The organism is Delftia sp. S65 (assembly GCF_016516495.1).
Lineage (GTDB): Bacteria > Pseudomonadota > Gammaproteobacteria > Burkholderiales > Burkholderiaceae_C > Comamonas > Comamonas acidovorans.
The window spans coordinates 1-15754 of sequence record NZ_JACVUR010000074.1; the positions used below are offsets into that span (position 1 = coordinate 1).

The following is a 15754-nucleotide window of genomic DNA, read 5'->3' on the forward strand; positions in this document are numbered from 1 at the left end:
CGCCCTCCCCGCCCATGAACCAGCCCTTTCCCATCGACCCGGATGACTTCATCGCCGGACTGGCCAAGGGCCTGGCCGTGCTGGAGAGCTTCGACACCGAGCGACAGCGCCTGAACGCCACCATGGCGGCCGAGCGCTCGGGCATCACGCGCACGGCCGCGCGCCGCCATCTGCTGACCTTGACGCACCTGGGTTACCTGGAGACGGACGGCAGCCATTTCTGGCTGGCGCCCAAGGTGCTGCGGCTGTCGGGCAGCTACCTGGCCTCGGCGCGGCTGCCGCGCATCGTCCAGCCCGTGCTCTACCGGCTGGCGGCGCAGACCCAGCTGTCGTTTTCCTGCGTGGTGCGCGATGGCCACGAGGTGGTCATCGTCGCGCGCAGCGCCCTGCACGAGCGCGGCCAGCGCCTCATGGCCCACGGCCTGCACCTGGGCAGCCGCCTGCCCGCCCATGCCACCTCCACGGGCCGCGTGCTGCTGGCCGCGCTACCTGCGGCCGAGCTCAGGCAATGGCTGGCATCGCACGATCTGCGGCGCCTGACCGCCCACACGGTGACGGACAGCGCAGCGCTCGAAGGCGTGCTGGACGAAGTGCGCCGCCAGGATTTCTGCCTGGCCCTGGAAGAGCATGAGCTGGCCGTGCAGGCCCTGGCCGTGCCGCTGCGCAACATGGAGGGCCGCACGGTGGCCGCTCTCAACATCGTGACCTCGCCCCAGCGCATGGCGCCCGCCGACATGGCGGCCGAGCTGCTGCCGCTGCTGCAGGAGGCGGCGCGGGAGCTGCGGCCGCTGCTCTGAGGCCTGCTGACCTGCGACCTGCCGCTTTCGCTGCAGCCGCTCAGAGCGGCGCGCACACCTGCTGGCTCAGTTCGCGCAGGGCCAGCGAGGTCTTTCGGATCAGCGGCGTGGCCTTTTTCTTGGCCGACTGCGCCAGGCACAGCGTGCTCACCACATGGGGCGACTCGATGGGAATGCCCACCAGCTCGGCATCGGTCAGGTGGCTGCGCATGGCGCTGTCGGTCAGCGCGGCGTAGCCGTAGCCGCCGCGCACCAGGTCCAGGATGGCCGGCACGCTGGACACTTCCCAGACCACGTTGAGCTTGACCTGGGACAGCGTGGCCTGCGCTTCCATCAGCTTGCGGAAGATCTGGCCGTGCTGCGGCATGATCAACGGAAACTGCGACAGCTCGTCAAAGCGCACGCCGCTGCGCCCGCCCAGGGTGCGCGCCGGGCCGATCAGGCACAGGCGCTCCTCCAGCACGGGCGTGACCTCGATGTGCGGATGCGGCTCGGGCGTGTAGACCAGGCCCAGGTCCATGCGGCCCGAAGTCAGCCATTCGGCAATGTTCATGGAAAAGCCCTCGACCACGGCCAGGCGGGCCTTGGGCATGTCCTTGCTGAACAGGTCGATCAGCGGCAGCGTCAGGCGCCGCGCCAGGCTGGGCGGCAGGCCCACCACGATGCGGCCCACGGGCTCGTCGCGCTGGCTGCCCAGATCCTCCTTGGCCAGCGCCACGCGCTGCATGATGGCGTGGCCGTGCTCCAGCAGGCGGCGGCCCGCGTCGGTCAGCGTCACGCCGCGGCCGGTGCGGATCAGCAGGGTTTCGCGCAGCTCGGTCTCCAGCGCCCGCACCTGGCGGCTCAGTGCGGGCTGGGCCGTCTCCAGCAGCACGGCCGCCTTGCTGAAGCTGCCGGTCTCGGCCACATGCACAAAGGTCTCTATCTGCTGCAAATTCATGTTCTATCGTCTCCTCACTTATGCCATTTTGCTATAGCTGCTAGCGGCAGCCATGGCTAGGTGCTTTGCAGCGAACTGACACAATGCGGCGACTGGATGATCCAGCCGCTCCCGCAAGAGAGCGTAAAAAACAAGAGCGGCCCGTGCATTCCCGGCATAGGGTCAAGCCACCCAGCAAGCCCAACAGCGACTCGGAGACAAACCATGAAAGACAGCGCCTTCAGCATCAATCGCCGCCAGGCGGGCCTCGCCCTTGGCGCCCTGGCCCTGGGCGCGCTGGCGCCCGCGCGTGCCCAGTCGGGTGCCGCCGCCAACTGGCCCACCAAGCAGGTGCGCATCATCAATCCGTTCCCCGTGGGCGGCGGGCCGGACGGCACCTCGCGCCTGGTGGCCGACAAGCTGGCGCGCCTGTGGAACCAGCCCGTCATCGTGGAAAACCGCCCCGGCGGCAACGGCTTCATCGCCATCGAGGCCTTCAAGCGCGGCGCCACCGACGGCACGGACATCATCCAGCTGGACAACGTCCACCTGGCCGCCTATCCCCACCTGTTCAAGAAGCTGCCCTACAACATCGACAAGGACTTCGAGGTCGTCCTGCCGCTGTTTCGCACCTTCTTCTTCGTCTGCGTGCCGGTCAACAGCCCCTACAAGACCGTGGCCGACCTGATTGCCGACGCCAAGGCGCGCCCAGGCAAGCTCAACTACGGCTCGTGGTCCGTGGGCAACCCGGTGCACCTGGGCTCGGCCCTGCTGGAGTCGCTGACGGGCACCAAGATGGAACACGTCATCTACAAGGAAACCAGCCAGCTGTACACCAGCGTGGCCACGGGCGAGCTGGCCTTTGCGCTGGGCTCCTCGGGCACGGCCGGCCCGCTGATGCGTTCGGGCAAGCTGCGCTTCCTGGCCGTGCTGGCACCCCACCGCCTCAAGGGCTATGAAGACGTGCCCACCGTGGCCGAATCGGGCGGCCCGGCCGATGCCGTGGTCACCGGCTGGAATGCCTTTGCCGTCTCCAAGTCCACGCCACCGGCCGTGGTCGAGAAGATCCGCCAGGACACCATGAAAGTCCTGCGCGAGCCCGACATCCAGCCCAAGTTCCAGACCTTCGGCTACGAGAACTACTTCCCCACGCCCGAAGAGTTCAAGGCCTTCATCGTCGAAGAGAACAAGCGCTTTGGCGACGTGATCCGCCGCGCCAAGATCGAGCTGTAAGCCACAGCGGGCCGCAGACGCGAAAAAGCCGCCGCGCCGCAAGGCCGGCGGCTTCTTTCATGCCGCCTTCAGCGCGACAGCCCGCTCGCCGCAATCGGCCACAGCGCGTGCACCACGCCGTCGTGCAGCACCACCAGCTCGTCGTGCAGGTTGAATGTCGGGTCCACGTGGGAGGGCAGCAACTGCAGCACGCTGCCCAGGGCGGGCGCCTGGGCGCCCGGCTCCACGCGCACCACGCTGTGCTCGTCGTTGATGGCCACGCAGCGCAGGCCCGGCGTGCCGTACACGGCAGGCGGCCCGCATTCGGCCGAAGTGGACTTCAGGCCCACGTCCAGGATGACGCGGTCCGGCGCGGGCGTGCTCATCACCGTGGACAGCAGGAACAGGCTGCTGCGAAAGGCCAGCGTCCCGTCCCACTCGTTGGCGCCGTAGTCACCATCCATGAAGGCATAGGAGCCCGGCTGCAGCTCGGTGTAGACGCCGCTGGCCGCGTCGAACTCCACGCTGCCCGTGCCGCCACCCGTGATGGTGTGGCAGGCCATGCCGTTGTCGCGCAGCAGTTGCGCGCATGCCGCCGCCTGGCGCGCCGCCTCCCGGCAGACCTGCGCACGCTCTTCGCGGCTGCGCCGGTGCTGCACCGCGCCGTGGTAGGCCTGCAGGCCCGCGAAATTCACGCCCGGCAGGTCGTGCGCCTGCCGCGCCAGGGCCAGCACGGCCTCGGCACCCGTGACGCCGCAGCGGCCCTGGCCCACGTCCACCTCCACCAGCACGTCGATCTCCACGCCCGCCTGCGACATGGCCTCGGACAACTGCACCAGGTTGGCCGCGTTGTCCACGCACACGGCCATGCGCGCACTGCGCGCCAGCCGGGCCAGCAGCGCGTGCTTGGCGGGTCCCACCACCTCGTTGCTGATCAGGATGTCGCGCACGCCGGCCGCCACAAAGGGCACGGCCTCGCTCACCTTCTGGCAGCAGATGCCGCGCGCACCCAGCGCCAGCTGGCGCAGCGCGATCTGGGGGCACTTGTGCGCCTTGGCATGCGGGCGCAGCGCCACGCCGTGGCGGTCGGCCCAGTCCTGCATGATGCGCAGGTTGGCGTCGAAGGCCGTCAGGTCCAGCGCCAGGCTGGGTGTATCGACCCGGTCGAGCGGATCGCCGGGCCGTGCGGCAGGCTCCATTGCCAGGCCGCTGGAGTCATCGTGCAGGGGCATGGTGCTGTGCCTCATTCCTGCGGGGGCGCGTATTGGGCGATGACCTCGGCCTCGGTCATGGTCGGCGTCTGGTTGGCGAAGTCGTAGTAGCCGGGCTTCTTGTCGATGTAGATCTGCGTGGCCAGCTCGAAGTCCTGCGACTCGAAGGCGCCGGCCGGCACGAAGTACTCGCCCGTGGCGTGCAGCCGGTAATACAGGTGCGTGCCGCACTGCCTGCAGAAGGCGCGCTCGGCCCATTCGGAGGAGGCATAGGTGCCGATGTGCTCGCCGCCCTCGAACTTCACATCGGGCCCGCAATGCACCGCCAGCATGGGGCCGCCGCCCCAGCGCCGGCAGTACCCACAGTGGCAGGCCCCGATTTCCCGGGCCTGGGAAGAGACAAAGCTGACTGCGCCGCAAAGACAATGACCGTTCATGGTGCGTGGACCTTTCCGTGGGTTGCAAGTAGCTGTGATTATTCACAGGTGCCGCGCATCATAGGCGATGGCGCAGCACCTGCAAACCGCGGCGCCCTACACTGCGCGCCATGCAGCTTTTTCACTTCAGCGAAGACGGAGATATCCGGCAATTCCAGCCCCGCCCGGTCCTGAAGGCGGCACCCCGCCGCCAGGGGCAGGAGTGGCTCAACGGCCCCCTGGTGTGGGCCATCGCCCAGACGCATCAGCGGCTGTACCTGTTTCCGCGCGAATGCCCGCGCATCGTCATATGGCCGCACGAGCACAGCACCAGCGAAGACAGGGCCCAATGGCTGAACGCCCTGCCCGATGGAGCGCTGGCCGTGGCCTATGTGGAGACCGCCTGGGCTGCGCGCCTGCAAGCGGCCCGGATACACCGGTACGAGCTGCCAGCCGATACGTTTGAAAGTCTGGAGGACGCCGGCATGTACGTCAGCCGGCAGGCCGTGCAGCCCCTGTGCCGGGACCTGCTGGTCGATCTGCCGCAAGCGCTAGCGGAATGCGGCACCGAGCTGCGCATCGTCGATTCGCTGCAGCCGCTGCGCGGCGTTTGGGATAGCTCGCTGCATGCCAGCGGCATACGGCTGCGCAATGCGGCCAGCTGGGCCTGAGAGCACTTGCATTCAAAGACCAACGCCTCTTTCCAACATGCCCCGCAATGACAACCGCCTCAAGGTCCTCTTCGTCTGCAGCCGCAACCAGTGGCGCAGCCCCACGGCAGAGCAGGTCTGGCGCAGGCACCCTGCCCTGCTGGTGCGCTCGGGCGGCACCAGTGCGGGCGCCCGCCACCGCGTGTCGGCCGACGATGTGGCCTGGGCCGACGTGATTCTCGTGATGGAGGAAAGGCACCAGTCCCGCCTCAAGGCCGATTTCGGCCGGCTGCTGGCGCAAAAGCGCCTGCATGTGCTCGATATCCCTGATGAGTACCGCTACATGGACCCCGAGCTGGTGGACATGCTGCAGACCGCCGTCAGCGCACTGCTGCAACTGGACTGAGCGCCGGACGCCACGGCGACGGCAACCATAGGCAAGCACGTAGGCAAAAACAGTCAATTGCATTCGGACGTACGCTATAGTAACGAACGGTATCAAAAGCACGGTCTGCCGTATGACAAATGGACGACTGGATACCCTCCAGGAGGACCCCCAACCGAGGCTGAAATGCACGATGCCATCACCAACCCCACGCAAGCTGCGGTGACCCCGGTGGCGCCAGCCCCCCTGGAAATACCCGATTACGAACTGCTGGAAACCTTGGGATCGGGTGGCTACGGCACCGTCTACCGCGCGCGCCACCGGCGCACGGGTGCATCGGTGGCCATCAAGGTCGTCAGGCTGCAGGAAGGCGGCCGCCAGGTGGAGCGCTTCCACCGCGAGACCATGCTGTGCGCGTCCCTGCACCATCCGCACATCGTCCAGTTGCTGGACAAGGGCGAGCAAGGCGACTGCGTCTACGGCGTCTTCGAATATGTGCCGGGCGAGACCCTCAAAAGCCTGATCCGCCGCCAGGGCGTGCTGACTGCCGCCGAGGCCGGCCGCCTCATGGCCGAGGTGCTCGATGCGCTGGACTGCGCGCATGCCGCCGGCATCGTGCACCGCGACCTCAAGCCCGACAACGTGATGGTCACCTCCACGGGCGCGGTGCGGCACGCCATGGTGCTGGACTTCGGCATCGGCACCGTCATTCCGCAGTTTGCCGGCCCGCAGGTCTCGCAGCTCACCATGGGCGACGAATGCCTGGGCACGCCCGCCTACAGCGCGCCCGAGCAGCTGCGCGGCGAGCCGCCCAGCGCCCGCACCGACCTGTATGCCTGGGGACTGATGTTCCTCGAATGCCTGACGGGCACGCCCGCCGTGCAGGGCGCCTCGGTGGCCGAGATCGTGCACCGCCAGCTCAGCCCGCAGGAAGTGCAGCTGCCGCCGGCCATCTCCACCCACCCCATCGCCACCTTGCTGCGCAAGGCGCTCAAGAAGCGGCCCGCGGAGCGCAGCGACTCGGCGGCGGCCCTGCTCAGGGACCTCATGCGCGTGCGGCTGGACGATCTGGTGGGCCAGTTGCCCGCAGCCGCCCAGGTGCAGCAGGCGGACCTGACACGCACCGTGGCCACCACACGCGTGTTCTCCGAAGTGCGCCAGCTCACCGTGCTGTGCTGCAGCGTCTCCCTGTGGCCGGGCAGCGACATCCACGGCATGGACAGCGCGGCACGCACCGCAGGCCAGCCCTCGCAGGGGCTGAACATCGAAGACATCGAACTGCTGCAGCGCGAGGAACTCACGCTGTTCTCCGACGTTGCCACCCGGCGCGGAGGCATGCTGGCGGGCACGCTGGGCGACCGCATGCTGGTGCTCTTCGGCTACCCGCACACCAGCGACACCGATGCCCGCCAGGCCGGCATGACGGCGCAGGAGCTGCTGACGCTCAGCCGCAGCCGCGCGGCCGCCATCGAGCAGGTCCACGGACTGCACCTGGGAATCCGCATGGGCCTGCACACCGGCATGGCCGTGGTGGTCGGCGGCGAAGCGCCCTCGGGCCATGCCGTCAACGTGGCCATGCGGCTGGAGGCCATCGCCGATGCGGGCACCCTGCTGGCCAGCGAAAGCAGCCATCGCCTGCTGGCCCGCCATGCGCGCTTCGAGAAAGCCGGCAGCCTGCGCCTGCCCGGCCAGCCCACGGGCATGCAGACCTATCGCCTGGAGCTGGAACAGCCAGCCGAGCCACTGCCAGGGCCTGTGTCCGATGCGGCCTTGCAGTGCATAGGCCGCGAACCCGAACTGCAGCGCCTGAACGACGCATGGGCGCGGGCCCGCGAAGCCGGGGGCAATGCGCTGTGGATTCGCGGCGAGCCGGGCATCGGCAAATCCTGCCTGGCCGACATGCTGCTCGTCCACGCCAGGACACAGGGCGCGAACACCGTGGTGCTGCAATGCCAGCCCGAGCACCGCAACACCGCGCTGACCCCTTTCCTGGGCCTGATACGGCAGCGGCTGGAGGCGGCCGATCCCCCGCAGGACCACCGCGAGCAGATGCGCGAAGCCCTGCGCGCCGCAGGCTGCGATGCCGAGGCCGCCCTGCCCATTCTGTGCGCCTGGCTCTCGCTGCCCCTGGGCGACTGCGAGCCCAGCCGCATCTCCGCCGTCATGCAAAGGGCGCTGCTGCTGCAGTCCACCGCGCAATGGCTGCTGCACATGTCCGAAGCCGAGCCCTTGCTGCTGGTCGTCGAGGACGTGCACTGGGCCGACCCCACCAGCATCGAACTGCTGGAGCAACTGGTATCGCGCCTGCCCGGGCGGCGCGTGCTGCTGGTGCTGACGGCGCGGCCGCAGTGGCAGCCGCCCGAAGGCCTGCAGGCCGAGTGCGTGGACGTGCGGCGCCTGGAAGACGCGCAGGCCACCGAGCTGGCCCGCCAGACGCTGGCGCCGCGCAGGCTCAGCCCCGCCGTGATCCGCCACGTGGTGGAGCGCACCGACGGCGTGCCGCTGTTCATCCAGGAAATGGCGCGCATGCTGCTGGACGCCCACCTGGTGGAGCAGGACGGCGTCTGGGACTTTCGCCATGCCGGGCTGCCGGCCGCCATTCCGCTGACCCTGCGCGACTCGCTGGTCAGCCGGTTTGACCGCATCGGCCCGCTCAAGCCGCTGCTGCAACTGGCCGCCACCATGGGCCGGCACTTCGACTTCGGCCTGCTGTGCGCCTGCGTGGAACGCCCGCAAGGTGAGGTCGAACAGGAACTGGCGCAACTGGGCCAGGCCGGCCTGGTCATTGCCGATGAACGTGCGGGCGCCGGCGCCTTCATGTTCCGCCACGCGCTGATCCGCGACACGGCCTACGAATGCATGCTGGCATCGCAGCGCCGGCTGCTGCACCGCGACGTGGCCCTGGCCCTGATGCAGCACCAGCCCCAGCGCGTTGCCGCAGAACCCGCAGGCGTGGCCCAGCACTGGGCAGACGCGGGCGACCATGCCCAGGCCGTGGCGCTTGCGGTACGGCAGTTGCGCATCACGCAGCTGCGCTCGCTCAACGATGAAACCATTGCCTACGCGCGCCACATCGACGACTGGCTGCACCAGCTCCAGGGCGTGGCCCAGCGCGAGGCGCGGCTGGACGTCAACAGCTACGTGACCCAGGCGCTGATGAACAAGCACGGCTGGGCCCATGCCCAGGTGGTGGAAAGCATCGCGCTGTCGCAGGAGCTGCTGGCCGGCCCCGGCGCCAATGCGGTGGCCGACTACAAGCAGGTGCAGCACCTGTGGATGCTGATCACCTACCACCACGTGGCCAGTAACCGCGAGGAAGTGCGCCAGCTCAGCCACCGCCTGCTGGAGCAGGCCGTTCGCCAGCAGGACACGGGCGTGCTGGTGGCCGCGCAGACCTACCTGGGCCTGGCCCACTACTCCGACGGCCGATTCGAGCAGGCCGAAGAAGCGCTGACCGACGCCATCACCCGCTACGACCCCGTGGCCCATGCCCACCATGCGGCCGAGTTCGGCTTCGACACGCGCGTCTGGGCCACCTGCGGGCGCGCCCTGGTGCGCTGGTTCGCCGGCTTCGACCAGGCCGCGCTGGCCGATGCGAACGACGCCGTGCGCCTGGCGCACGAGGTCTCGCACATCCCCTCCCTGAGCATGGCCCTGCTCTACCAGGCCCTGGTCCACCAGGCACGTGGCGACAAGGAAAGCGCCTTGGCCACCACGGGCGAGCTGCTGGACATCACGGCCCGCTACGGCCTGCCCGCGTTCTCGGGCTATGCGGACATCATCCGCTGCTGGGCGCTGGGTGACAGCGCAGGCAGCGCCAGCGCCGAGGGCATTGAACGCGCCAGCGGCACGGCGCAGCTGCTCTGGGACATGGGCTGCCGCTACTGCCAGACCTACTACCGCTCCTTCGTCGCTGAAATGCTGGCGGCCAGCGGGCGCTGGGCCGAGGCCCTGGACAAGATCGACGAGTGCCTGCGCCTGGCCGACGTACTGGACGAACGGCTGCACAGCAGCGAGCTGCACCTGAAGAAGGCCCGCTTCCTGCTGGCCATGGGCGCCGACCACGCAGCCGTGCAGGACAGCCTGGCCCAGGCGGCAGGGACTGCGCGCACCGCCGGCAAGTACCGCACCGAAACCGAGGCGCTGGCCCTGTCGCAGGCCCTGGCACCCGCCAGGCCGGACGTGGCCGCGCGCCTGAGTGAGCTGGCCGCGCTGCGGCCTGAACTGTCCGTGCACCTGTCCGGGCCCCTGCCCGGCCAGGCGCATTTTTCTTGAACCGAGGATGAAGTCACATGACCACCCAGCTGCAGAATACTGAACCGTTGCTCGCATTCCGCCTTGCCTACCTGCGGGCCATCGCCCGCTCCTGGCAGGATGACGCCTACCGCCGTGATCTGCTGGGGCAGCGCGACATCCAGCCCATGCTGCACCGCGACTTCAGCCTGCCGACCCAGTGGCCCCAGGTCGATGTGTCGCTGCGCCTGAGCGACGACCCCACCCAGCGCGCCGAATGGAAGCCCGTGCTCACGGCCGGCTGGATCGGTCCTGACGATGAATTCGTCATCGTCCTGCCCCAGGCGCCCCAGACCCACGCCTCCGAGGCGCTGGCCGCCTACTACCAGCTGTTCCCCAACTTCATGGGCGTCAGCACCTCGTTCGAGGAACCGAGCAACGGCATGCTCAGGGCCGCCCTGCCCACGGGCCTGGGCATCCCCGGCGGCGGCCCCGACTCGCTGCTGGCCTTTGGCGGCGTGGTGCTGCGCGCCATCGCCCTGGCCTGGCAGTCTCCCGAGTTCCACGCAGAGCTGACGCGTGACGATGGCAAGGACAAGGCCCCCGTGCTGAGCCAATGGCTGGGCTACAACAACCCGTTCAACTTCCAGGTGCGTTTCGAGACCGAGCAGGCCTTCACCTGGGATGCGGCACGCGGCGAATGGAACCTGCAGCGCGCAGACGGCACGGCCATCAAGAACGGCATCGTGCTGAACTACCCGGTGGCACCCGCCGAGCAGGACCTGTGGGCCATCGCCCTCACCTCCTACAACAACACCGGTGACGCCTACCCCTTCACCTGCTGATACGGCACCGGCGCAGCTGCAAGGGGCCACGGCCACCTTGCTGCTGACGCTGGCGGCACGTGCCCGGGCGGCAGGTCCGGCAGCTTCCTCGGAACTGCCGGACCTGCCGCCTTTTTCCGACCCCGAGGCGCGCCGCATTGCCGCCACCCTGCCCCAGGCCAGCGAGGCCCATGCGGCCGACCCCGCCTTTGTACGCAGCGTGGTGCTGCGCTCGCAGCTGTTCGACCGGCTCACCACCGAATTTCTGACCGCCCATCCGTCCGGCCTGTGCATTGCGCTGGGTGCAGGCCTGTGCACGCGGCGCAACCGCCTGGCCCCCGAGGCCGGCACCGCACGCTGGCTGAACGTGGACCTGCCCGACGCCATCGCCCTGCGCGCGCAATACATTGCAGGCCCTGAAACCAACCTCGCCTGCTCCATCCTCGACACCTCCTGGCTGGACACCGCCGCCCTGCCCGGCAACCAGCCCGTTCTGGTGCTGCTGGAAGGCGTCTGCCCCTATCTTCCCCAGGCTGCGCTGGAGGCCATGCTGCAGCAGCTGGCCCAGCGCTTTGCCGCGCCCGGCAGCCCGCCGTGCACCGTCGTGCTCGACCATGTGCACCCGGCCCTTGCACGGCTGCCCATGCAGGTGGGCGGAATGCGCCTGCCCGTCGTCTCCGGCTTTACGGACGGCGCGCAGATAGAGCGCATCCACCCCGCCATCCGCATCAGCCTGCAAGAGCACCTGTATGCCCGCTTCTCGCAGCAGCACCAGCTGTTCGAGACCGCCTTCCACGCCACCACCGGCCAGCACCCCTATGCCGTCGTCCGCCTTGAACTCGGAGCACCGTCTCTTGCCTGAGCCCACGGCCCCGGACCTGTTCGCCCAAGCCTTTCGCTGGCACGAGAAATTCCTGCCGCCCGTGCAGCAGGGCGACCGCCTTTTGCTGGCCAGCGAACGCGACACCCTGGCCCTGGGCTCCGCCGCCGTGCTGGCGCTGAACGCCCCGCTGCAGGCCGGCACCAGCCTCATGCAGCACTGCGCCGCAGCGCCCGATGCGCCGCTTGCACAGATGCTGCACGCCCTGGGCGCCCTGCTGCGCCAGGGCCTGGTCCAGCCGGTGCTGCACAGCGACTTGAACGGCCACGGTTATCTGCAACCGGATTTCTCGGCCCCGCCCGTGCGCCTGCAGGCATCGGAGCAGATCGACATCGTCATGCTGACTGCAGCGCTGGACAGCACAGCCGCCTGCCGCTGGGCTGCGGCCGTTGCCGGGGCCGTTGCCACGCAGGCACCCGCCCCCGCCCCGCTCACCATCGTTTTCTGCGACGACTATCTGGACCCGCGCCTGGGCGCCATTGACGCCAACCAGCGTGCCGCAGGCCGGCCCTGGCTGCTGGTGCGGCCTGCGGGCGAGCAGGCCATGGCGGGACCGCTTTTCAAACCCCAGGCAGCCGCCTGCTGGCATTGCCTCGCACACCGCTGGCAACGCAACCATCCCGCACGCGGCGGCAAGCACGGCCAGCCTCAGGACAGCGACCGCTGCCCGCCCGTGCGCGCCGGCGCCGACCTCATCACCACGCGGCTGCAGGCCCTGCTGCCTACGGTGCAGCGCCTGCTGGCGCACACCGATGCGGCGCAAACCGTGTGGACGCTGGAGCCTGACCAGCCCCACCCGGTGGCCGCCCGCCCGCAATGCCCGCACTGCGGCACGCCAGGGCTGATGGCCCTGCGCCAGCGCGAACGCATTGCGCCAGTTCCAGGCACGCATGCCGCGCGCGCCGACGGCGGCTGGCGCAGCGTGCCGGCCGAGACCACGGTGCAGCGCCTGTCACAGCACGTCAGCCCGCTGACCGGCGTGATTGCCCGGGTCACGCCGCTGACGGCCGAGACAGACGAAGCGCTCACCGTCTACCGCAGCGAAATCTTCAGAACACCGGCCCCCGGCAGCACCAGCCTGGCTGGCTCCGGAACACAGCTGTGCCTGGGCAAGGGCCTCTCGGCCGTGCAGGCCCGCGCCAGCGCCATGTGCGAAGCGGTGGAACGCTACGCCGCCTTCCACCAGGGAGACGAAGCCGTAGTCATCGCCCCCGCCGCCGAGCTGGACGCGCCCTGCATCGCGCCCACGGAACTGGCCCGCTTCAGCGAGCGGCAAACCGCCGGCTTTGCCACCGACAAGCCACCGCATGCCGTGGCCCCCAGCGCCGGCCAGGGCGAGCCCCTGTGGTGGGCTCCCGCCTGGTCCCTGACCGCCGATGCGCGCCGCTACCTGCCGCTGGCCTTCTGCCTGGCCCATGCGCCCGCGCAAAGCCAGCACCACGTGGGCTGGACCTCCAACGGCTGCGCCGCAGGCAACACGCGGGAAGAGGCCATCCTCCAAGGCTTCATGGAACTGGTGGAACGCGACGCCGCCGCCATCTGGTGGTACGGCCAGATCCGCAGGCCCGCCATTGCGCTGCAAGGCATCGACCAGGCCACACGCCAGCGACTGGACCGCAGCTGCGGCCCGCAATGGTCGTACTGGCTGCTGGACATCACGCATGACTTCGGCATACCGGTGGTCGTCTCCGTGGGCTGCCATGCACAGACCGGCCAATGGGCCGTGGGCTTTGGCTGCAGCCTGGACCGCGCCCTGGCCTGCGAACGCGCCCTCACCGAAATCAGCCAGCTGATCGCGGCCGGCAAAAGCTTTGCCGTGCCCGAGCCACTGCAGGCCTTCCTGCACCCTGCGGACAGCGCCGATGCGCCGCCGCAACAGCCTGCGCCACTGTCTGGGCACACGCCGGACACCACGCCGCCAGACATTGCCCAGGCCATTGCGCGCTGCGTGGACATCGCACGCGGCCTGGGCCTGGAAACCATCGTCTACGACCACTCACGCCCCGACATCCCTGTGCACACCGTCAAAGTCGTGATTCCCGGCCTGTGCCATATCTGGCCGGAACTGGGCAATCCACGGCTGCGCAACGTACCCGTGGCCCTGGGCTGGCGCAGCCAGCCGCTGCAGGAATCCGAACTGAATCCGCAGGCTCTGTACGTTTGACAAACTGAAACGCGCAGCGGGCATGTACTCTCTCAGCTTGGCAACAGGCTGCCGGCTCCGGGCCAATGCGCCCCCAGCCCACCCCCTGTTCACACAAGCCCCAAGGAGAATTCGAGGCGATGGCCCTCTTTCGTAACCAACTCGACGGCCGCATCGTCGTGCTGCGGCCCCTGCATACCTTCGGCCGCCACCCCTCGGTCTGCCAGACCGTCATGAAGGCGCCCGACGTCTCCCAGGTCCACGCACTGTTCCGCTGGAACCGGCAGACCTGGGAAATCGTGGACCAGAGCCGCAACGGCACCATGCTCAACGGCGTGCGCCTGGTCGCCGGCCGCTGGACCGTTTTGGCGGTGGGCGCCAAGCTCAGCATGGGCGAAGGCGCAGAAGCGGCCTGGACCGTGGAAGACCTGGGACCTCCCATCACCTGCCTGAGCCCCGGCCCGGGACTGCCCCAGGACGGACCCCTGGCCCTGAACCCGCGCGGCACCCTGCTGCCCGACGCGCAGGAGCCCGAAGCCAACGTCTTCTTCGAGGACGGCCGCTGGCTGCAGGAGTCCGGCGACGGCACCGAGCCCCTGGTGGACGGTGCCATGGTCCACACCTCCGCAGGCAGCTGGGAATTCGTGCAATGCGACGACCTGGAATCCACGCGGGAAAGCAGCTTCGACCCGCGTGCGCCCAAGCCGCCGGAAGTGTCCTTTCGCTTCACCGTCAGCCAGAACGAAGAGCACGCCAGCCTGACCGTCATGAGCGACGGCAAGCCCATTGCGCTGGGCGAACGCATACACCACTACACCCTGGTCACCCTGGCCCGCGTGCGCCAGCAGGACGCAGAAAAAGGCCTGGCCCCCGCAAGCCAGGGCTGGATAGAACTGGATGCACTCTCACGCATGCTGGGCGTGGAGCCCTCGTACGTGAACATCCAGATCTTCCGCGCCAAGCACCAGATCCTCAGCGCCCTGCCCGAATGCGCTGCCTCGCCCGCCCTGGTGGAGCGGCGGCGCGGCAGCCTGCGCTTCGGGGACTTTCCGTTCGAGATCGAAGGCGGGGCGCGCAGCGCCTGAATGGCGAACTGCAACGGAGAACGGCAGGCACACGGCGCATCGCTCGCCGCATGTAATCAGCTGTAATTTTCTTGTTGTGCACACGTGAATAAAGTGGGAACCGGTTCTTGCCGCCTGCGGTGCGAACCCTCTCACCCTCCTCCCGGACCGGGTTGCCCGAGTCCACTGGCGCACCTGGAAGACGCAAATGAGCATGGACATGCGACGTGTACTGTTGATCCCCGCCAGCGCGCGGCCTGTTGACCCTGGCCTGGCCAGCCTTTCCATGGACGCACAGGTCTGGGAAAACGGCTATCCGCTGGTCGTAGGCAAGGCCCGCCACGGCCTGCTGCAGGACTTCTGGCGGCACTACTACGGCGAATCCGCCGCCATGTTCGTGGCCTCCGACCAGTTGCTGGAACTGCACAACGACATCATGGCCGCCATCCCCGCCTGCGTGGGCGAGATGCCCGTGCTGCGCTTTCTCAACGATCTCGGAAGAATGTGCCTGCAGGCGCATGGGGACGGCAGCGGGCTGCAGGTCATCGGCGACTGACGAAACGGATGACTCCTGGGGTTGCCGCGCATCCCTGTCGCGGCATTGGGGCGCATGCACAATTGCATGCGCCTTTTTTGCGCCCGACTGACCATGAGCAATGCCCCGGATAGCCCCCCTCTTGCCCTGACCGGCAGCTGCCTGTGCGGCGCCATCGCCTATGAACTGCGGTCCAGCCCCAAGGCCGTGTCGCACTGCCACTGCCGCATCTGCCAGAAGGCCCACGGCGCCGCATTCGCCACCTACGGCAGCGTGCCGGTCAAGGACCTTGTCTTCACTCAGGGCCAGGAGCAATTGCGCTCCTTTACCTCATCGCCCGGCATCACGCGCTGCTTTTGCCAGCAATGCGGCTCATCGCTGACGTGGCACAGCGCGCATTACGCAGAGGGCGCCTGGATCTCTGTTGCTTTGGCCACGCTGGATTCTGAGTTGGTGGTGGGTGGGCAGCGGCATGTGAATCGGGG

General features: G+C 68.7%; 14 protein-coding genes. 11 read left to right on the forward strand and 3 right to left on the reverse strand.

Annotated features, from left to right (window positions below; translation table 11 throughout):
- The first annotated feature begins 14 nt into the window (after positions 1-14).
- Positions 15-797 (forward strand): IclR family transcriptional regulator domain-containing protein, encoded by a 783-nt coding sequence (locus IAE24_RS29300; RefSeq protein ID WP_012206162.1) that lies wholly within the window; start codon positions 15-17, stop codon positions 795-797.
- Positions 798-837: 40 nt separating this feature from the next.
- On the opposite strand, the gene IAE24_RS29305 is transcribed toward IAE24_RS29300, so the two are convergent.
- Positions 838-1737 carry a LysR family transcriptional regulator gene (locus IAE24_RS29305; protein ID WP_013801913.1) on the reverse strand — a complete coding sequence of 300 codons (900 nt, stop codon included), beginning with the start codon at positions 1735-1737 and terminating at the stop codon, positions 838-840.
- 204 nt (positions 1738-1941) lie between these two features.
- Between IAE24_RS29305 and IAE24_RS29310 the strand changes: the two genes are divergently transcribed.
- Entirely contained in the window at positions 1942-2949 is a 1008-nt protein-coding gene (locus IAE24_RS29310) for a Bug family tripartite tricarboxylate transporter substrate binding protein (RefSeq protein ID WP_013801912.1), read from the forward strand.
- 68 nt (positions 2950-3017) lie between these two features.
- Here IAE24_RS29310 and IAE24_RS29315 read toward each other — a convergent pair whose 3' ends face one another.
- Positions 3018-4160: a DSD1 family PLP-dependent enzyme gene (locus IAE24_RS29315; RefSeq protein WP_199962214.1), complete on the reverse strand. Its 1143-nt coding sequence runs from the start codon at positions 4158-4160 to the stop codon at positions 3018-3020.
- A gap of 11 nt (positions 4161-4171) precedes the next feature.
- Positions 4172-4576 carry a GFA family protein gene (locus IAE24_RS29320; RefSeq protein ID WP_199962213.1) on the reverse strand — a complete coding sequence of 135 codons (405 nt, stop codon included), beginning with the start codon at positions 4574-4576 and terminating at the stop codon, positions 4172-4174.
- 110 nt (positions 4577-4686) lie between these two features.
- Here IAE24_RS29320 and IAE24_RS29325 point away from each other — a divergent pair, with 110 nt between their 5' ends.
- The 9 genes from IAE24_RS29325 to IAE24_RS29365 form a co-directional block, all read left to right on the forward strand.
- Entirely contained in the window at positions 4687-5226 is a 540-nt protein-coding gene (locus tag IAE24_RS29325; RefSeq protein ID WP_199962211.1) for a DUF6886 family protein, read from the forward strand.
- Between the two features lie 37 nt (positions 5227-5263).
- The gene (locus IAE24_RS29330; RefSeq protein WP_180319272.1) at positions 5264-5611 is read left to right on the forward strand and encodes a low molecular weight protein tyrosine phosphatase family protein; all 348 of its coding nucleotides are present in this window, start codon (positions 5264-5266) and stop codon (positions 5609-5611) included.
- A gap of 165 nt (positions 5612-5776) precedes the next feature.
- Entirely contained in the window at positions 5777-9865 is a 4089-nt protein-coding gene (locus IAE24_RS29335; RefSeq protein WP_199962209.1) for a TOMM system kinase/cyclase fusion protein, read from the forward strand.
- 17 nt (positions 9866-9882) lie between these two features.
- On the forward strand, positions 9883-10668 hold the full coding sequence (locus IAE24_RS29340; RefSeq protein ID WP_199962208.1) for a BMA_0021/BMA_0022 family TOMM bacteriocin: 786 nt from the start codon (positions 9883-9885) through the stop codon (positions 10666-10668).
- Entirely contained in the window at positions 10643-11509 is an 867-nt protein-coding gene (locus tag IAE24_RS29345; RefSeq protein WP_325100581.1) for a class I SAM-dependent methyltransferase, read from the forward strand. Before IAE24_RS29340 ends, IAE24_RS29345 begins: the two co-directional genes overlap by 26 nt.
- Positions 11466-13691, forward strand: a complete 2226-nt coding sequence (locus tag IAE24_RS29350) for a TOMM precursor leader peptide-binding protein (RefSeq protein WP_199962206.1) — start codon at positions 11466-11468, stop codon at positions 13689-13691. Before IAE24_RS29345 ends, IAE24_RS29350 begins: the two co-directional genes overlap by 44 nt.
- Positions 13692-13810: 119 nt before the next feature.
- Positions 13811-14755 carry an FHA domain-containing protein gene (locus IAE24_RS29355; protein ID WP_012206172.1) on the forward strand — a complete coding sequence of 315 codons (945 nt, stop codon included), beginning with the start codon at positions 13811-13813 and terminating at the stop codon, positions 14753-14755.
- Positions 14756-14954: 199 nt separating this feature from the next.
- Positions 14955-15290, forward strand: coding sequence for a hypothetical protein (locus tag IAE24_RS29360; RefSeq protein ID WP_223275358.1), 336 nt, complete (start codon positions 14955-14957; stop codon positions 15288-15290).
- A gap of 93 nt (positions 15291-15383) precedes the next feature.
- Positions 15384-15754 (forward strand): GFA family protein (locus IAE24_RS29365; RefSeq protein WP_200016414.1); only part of this gene is annotated, 371 nt, incomplete at its 3' end.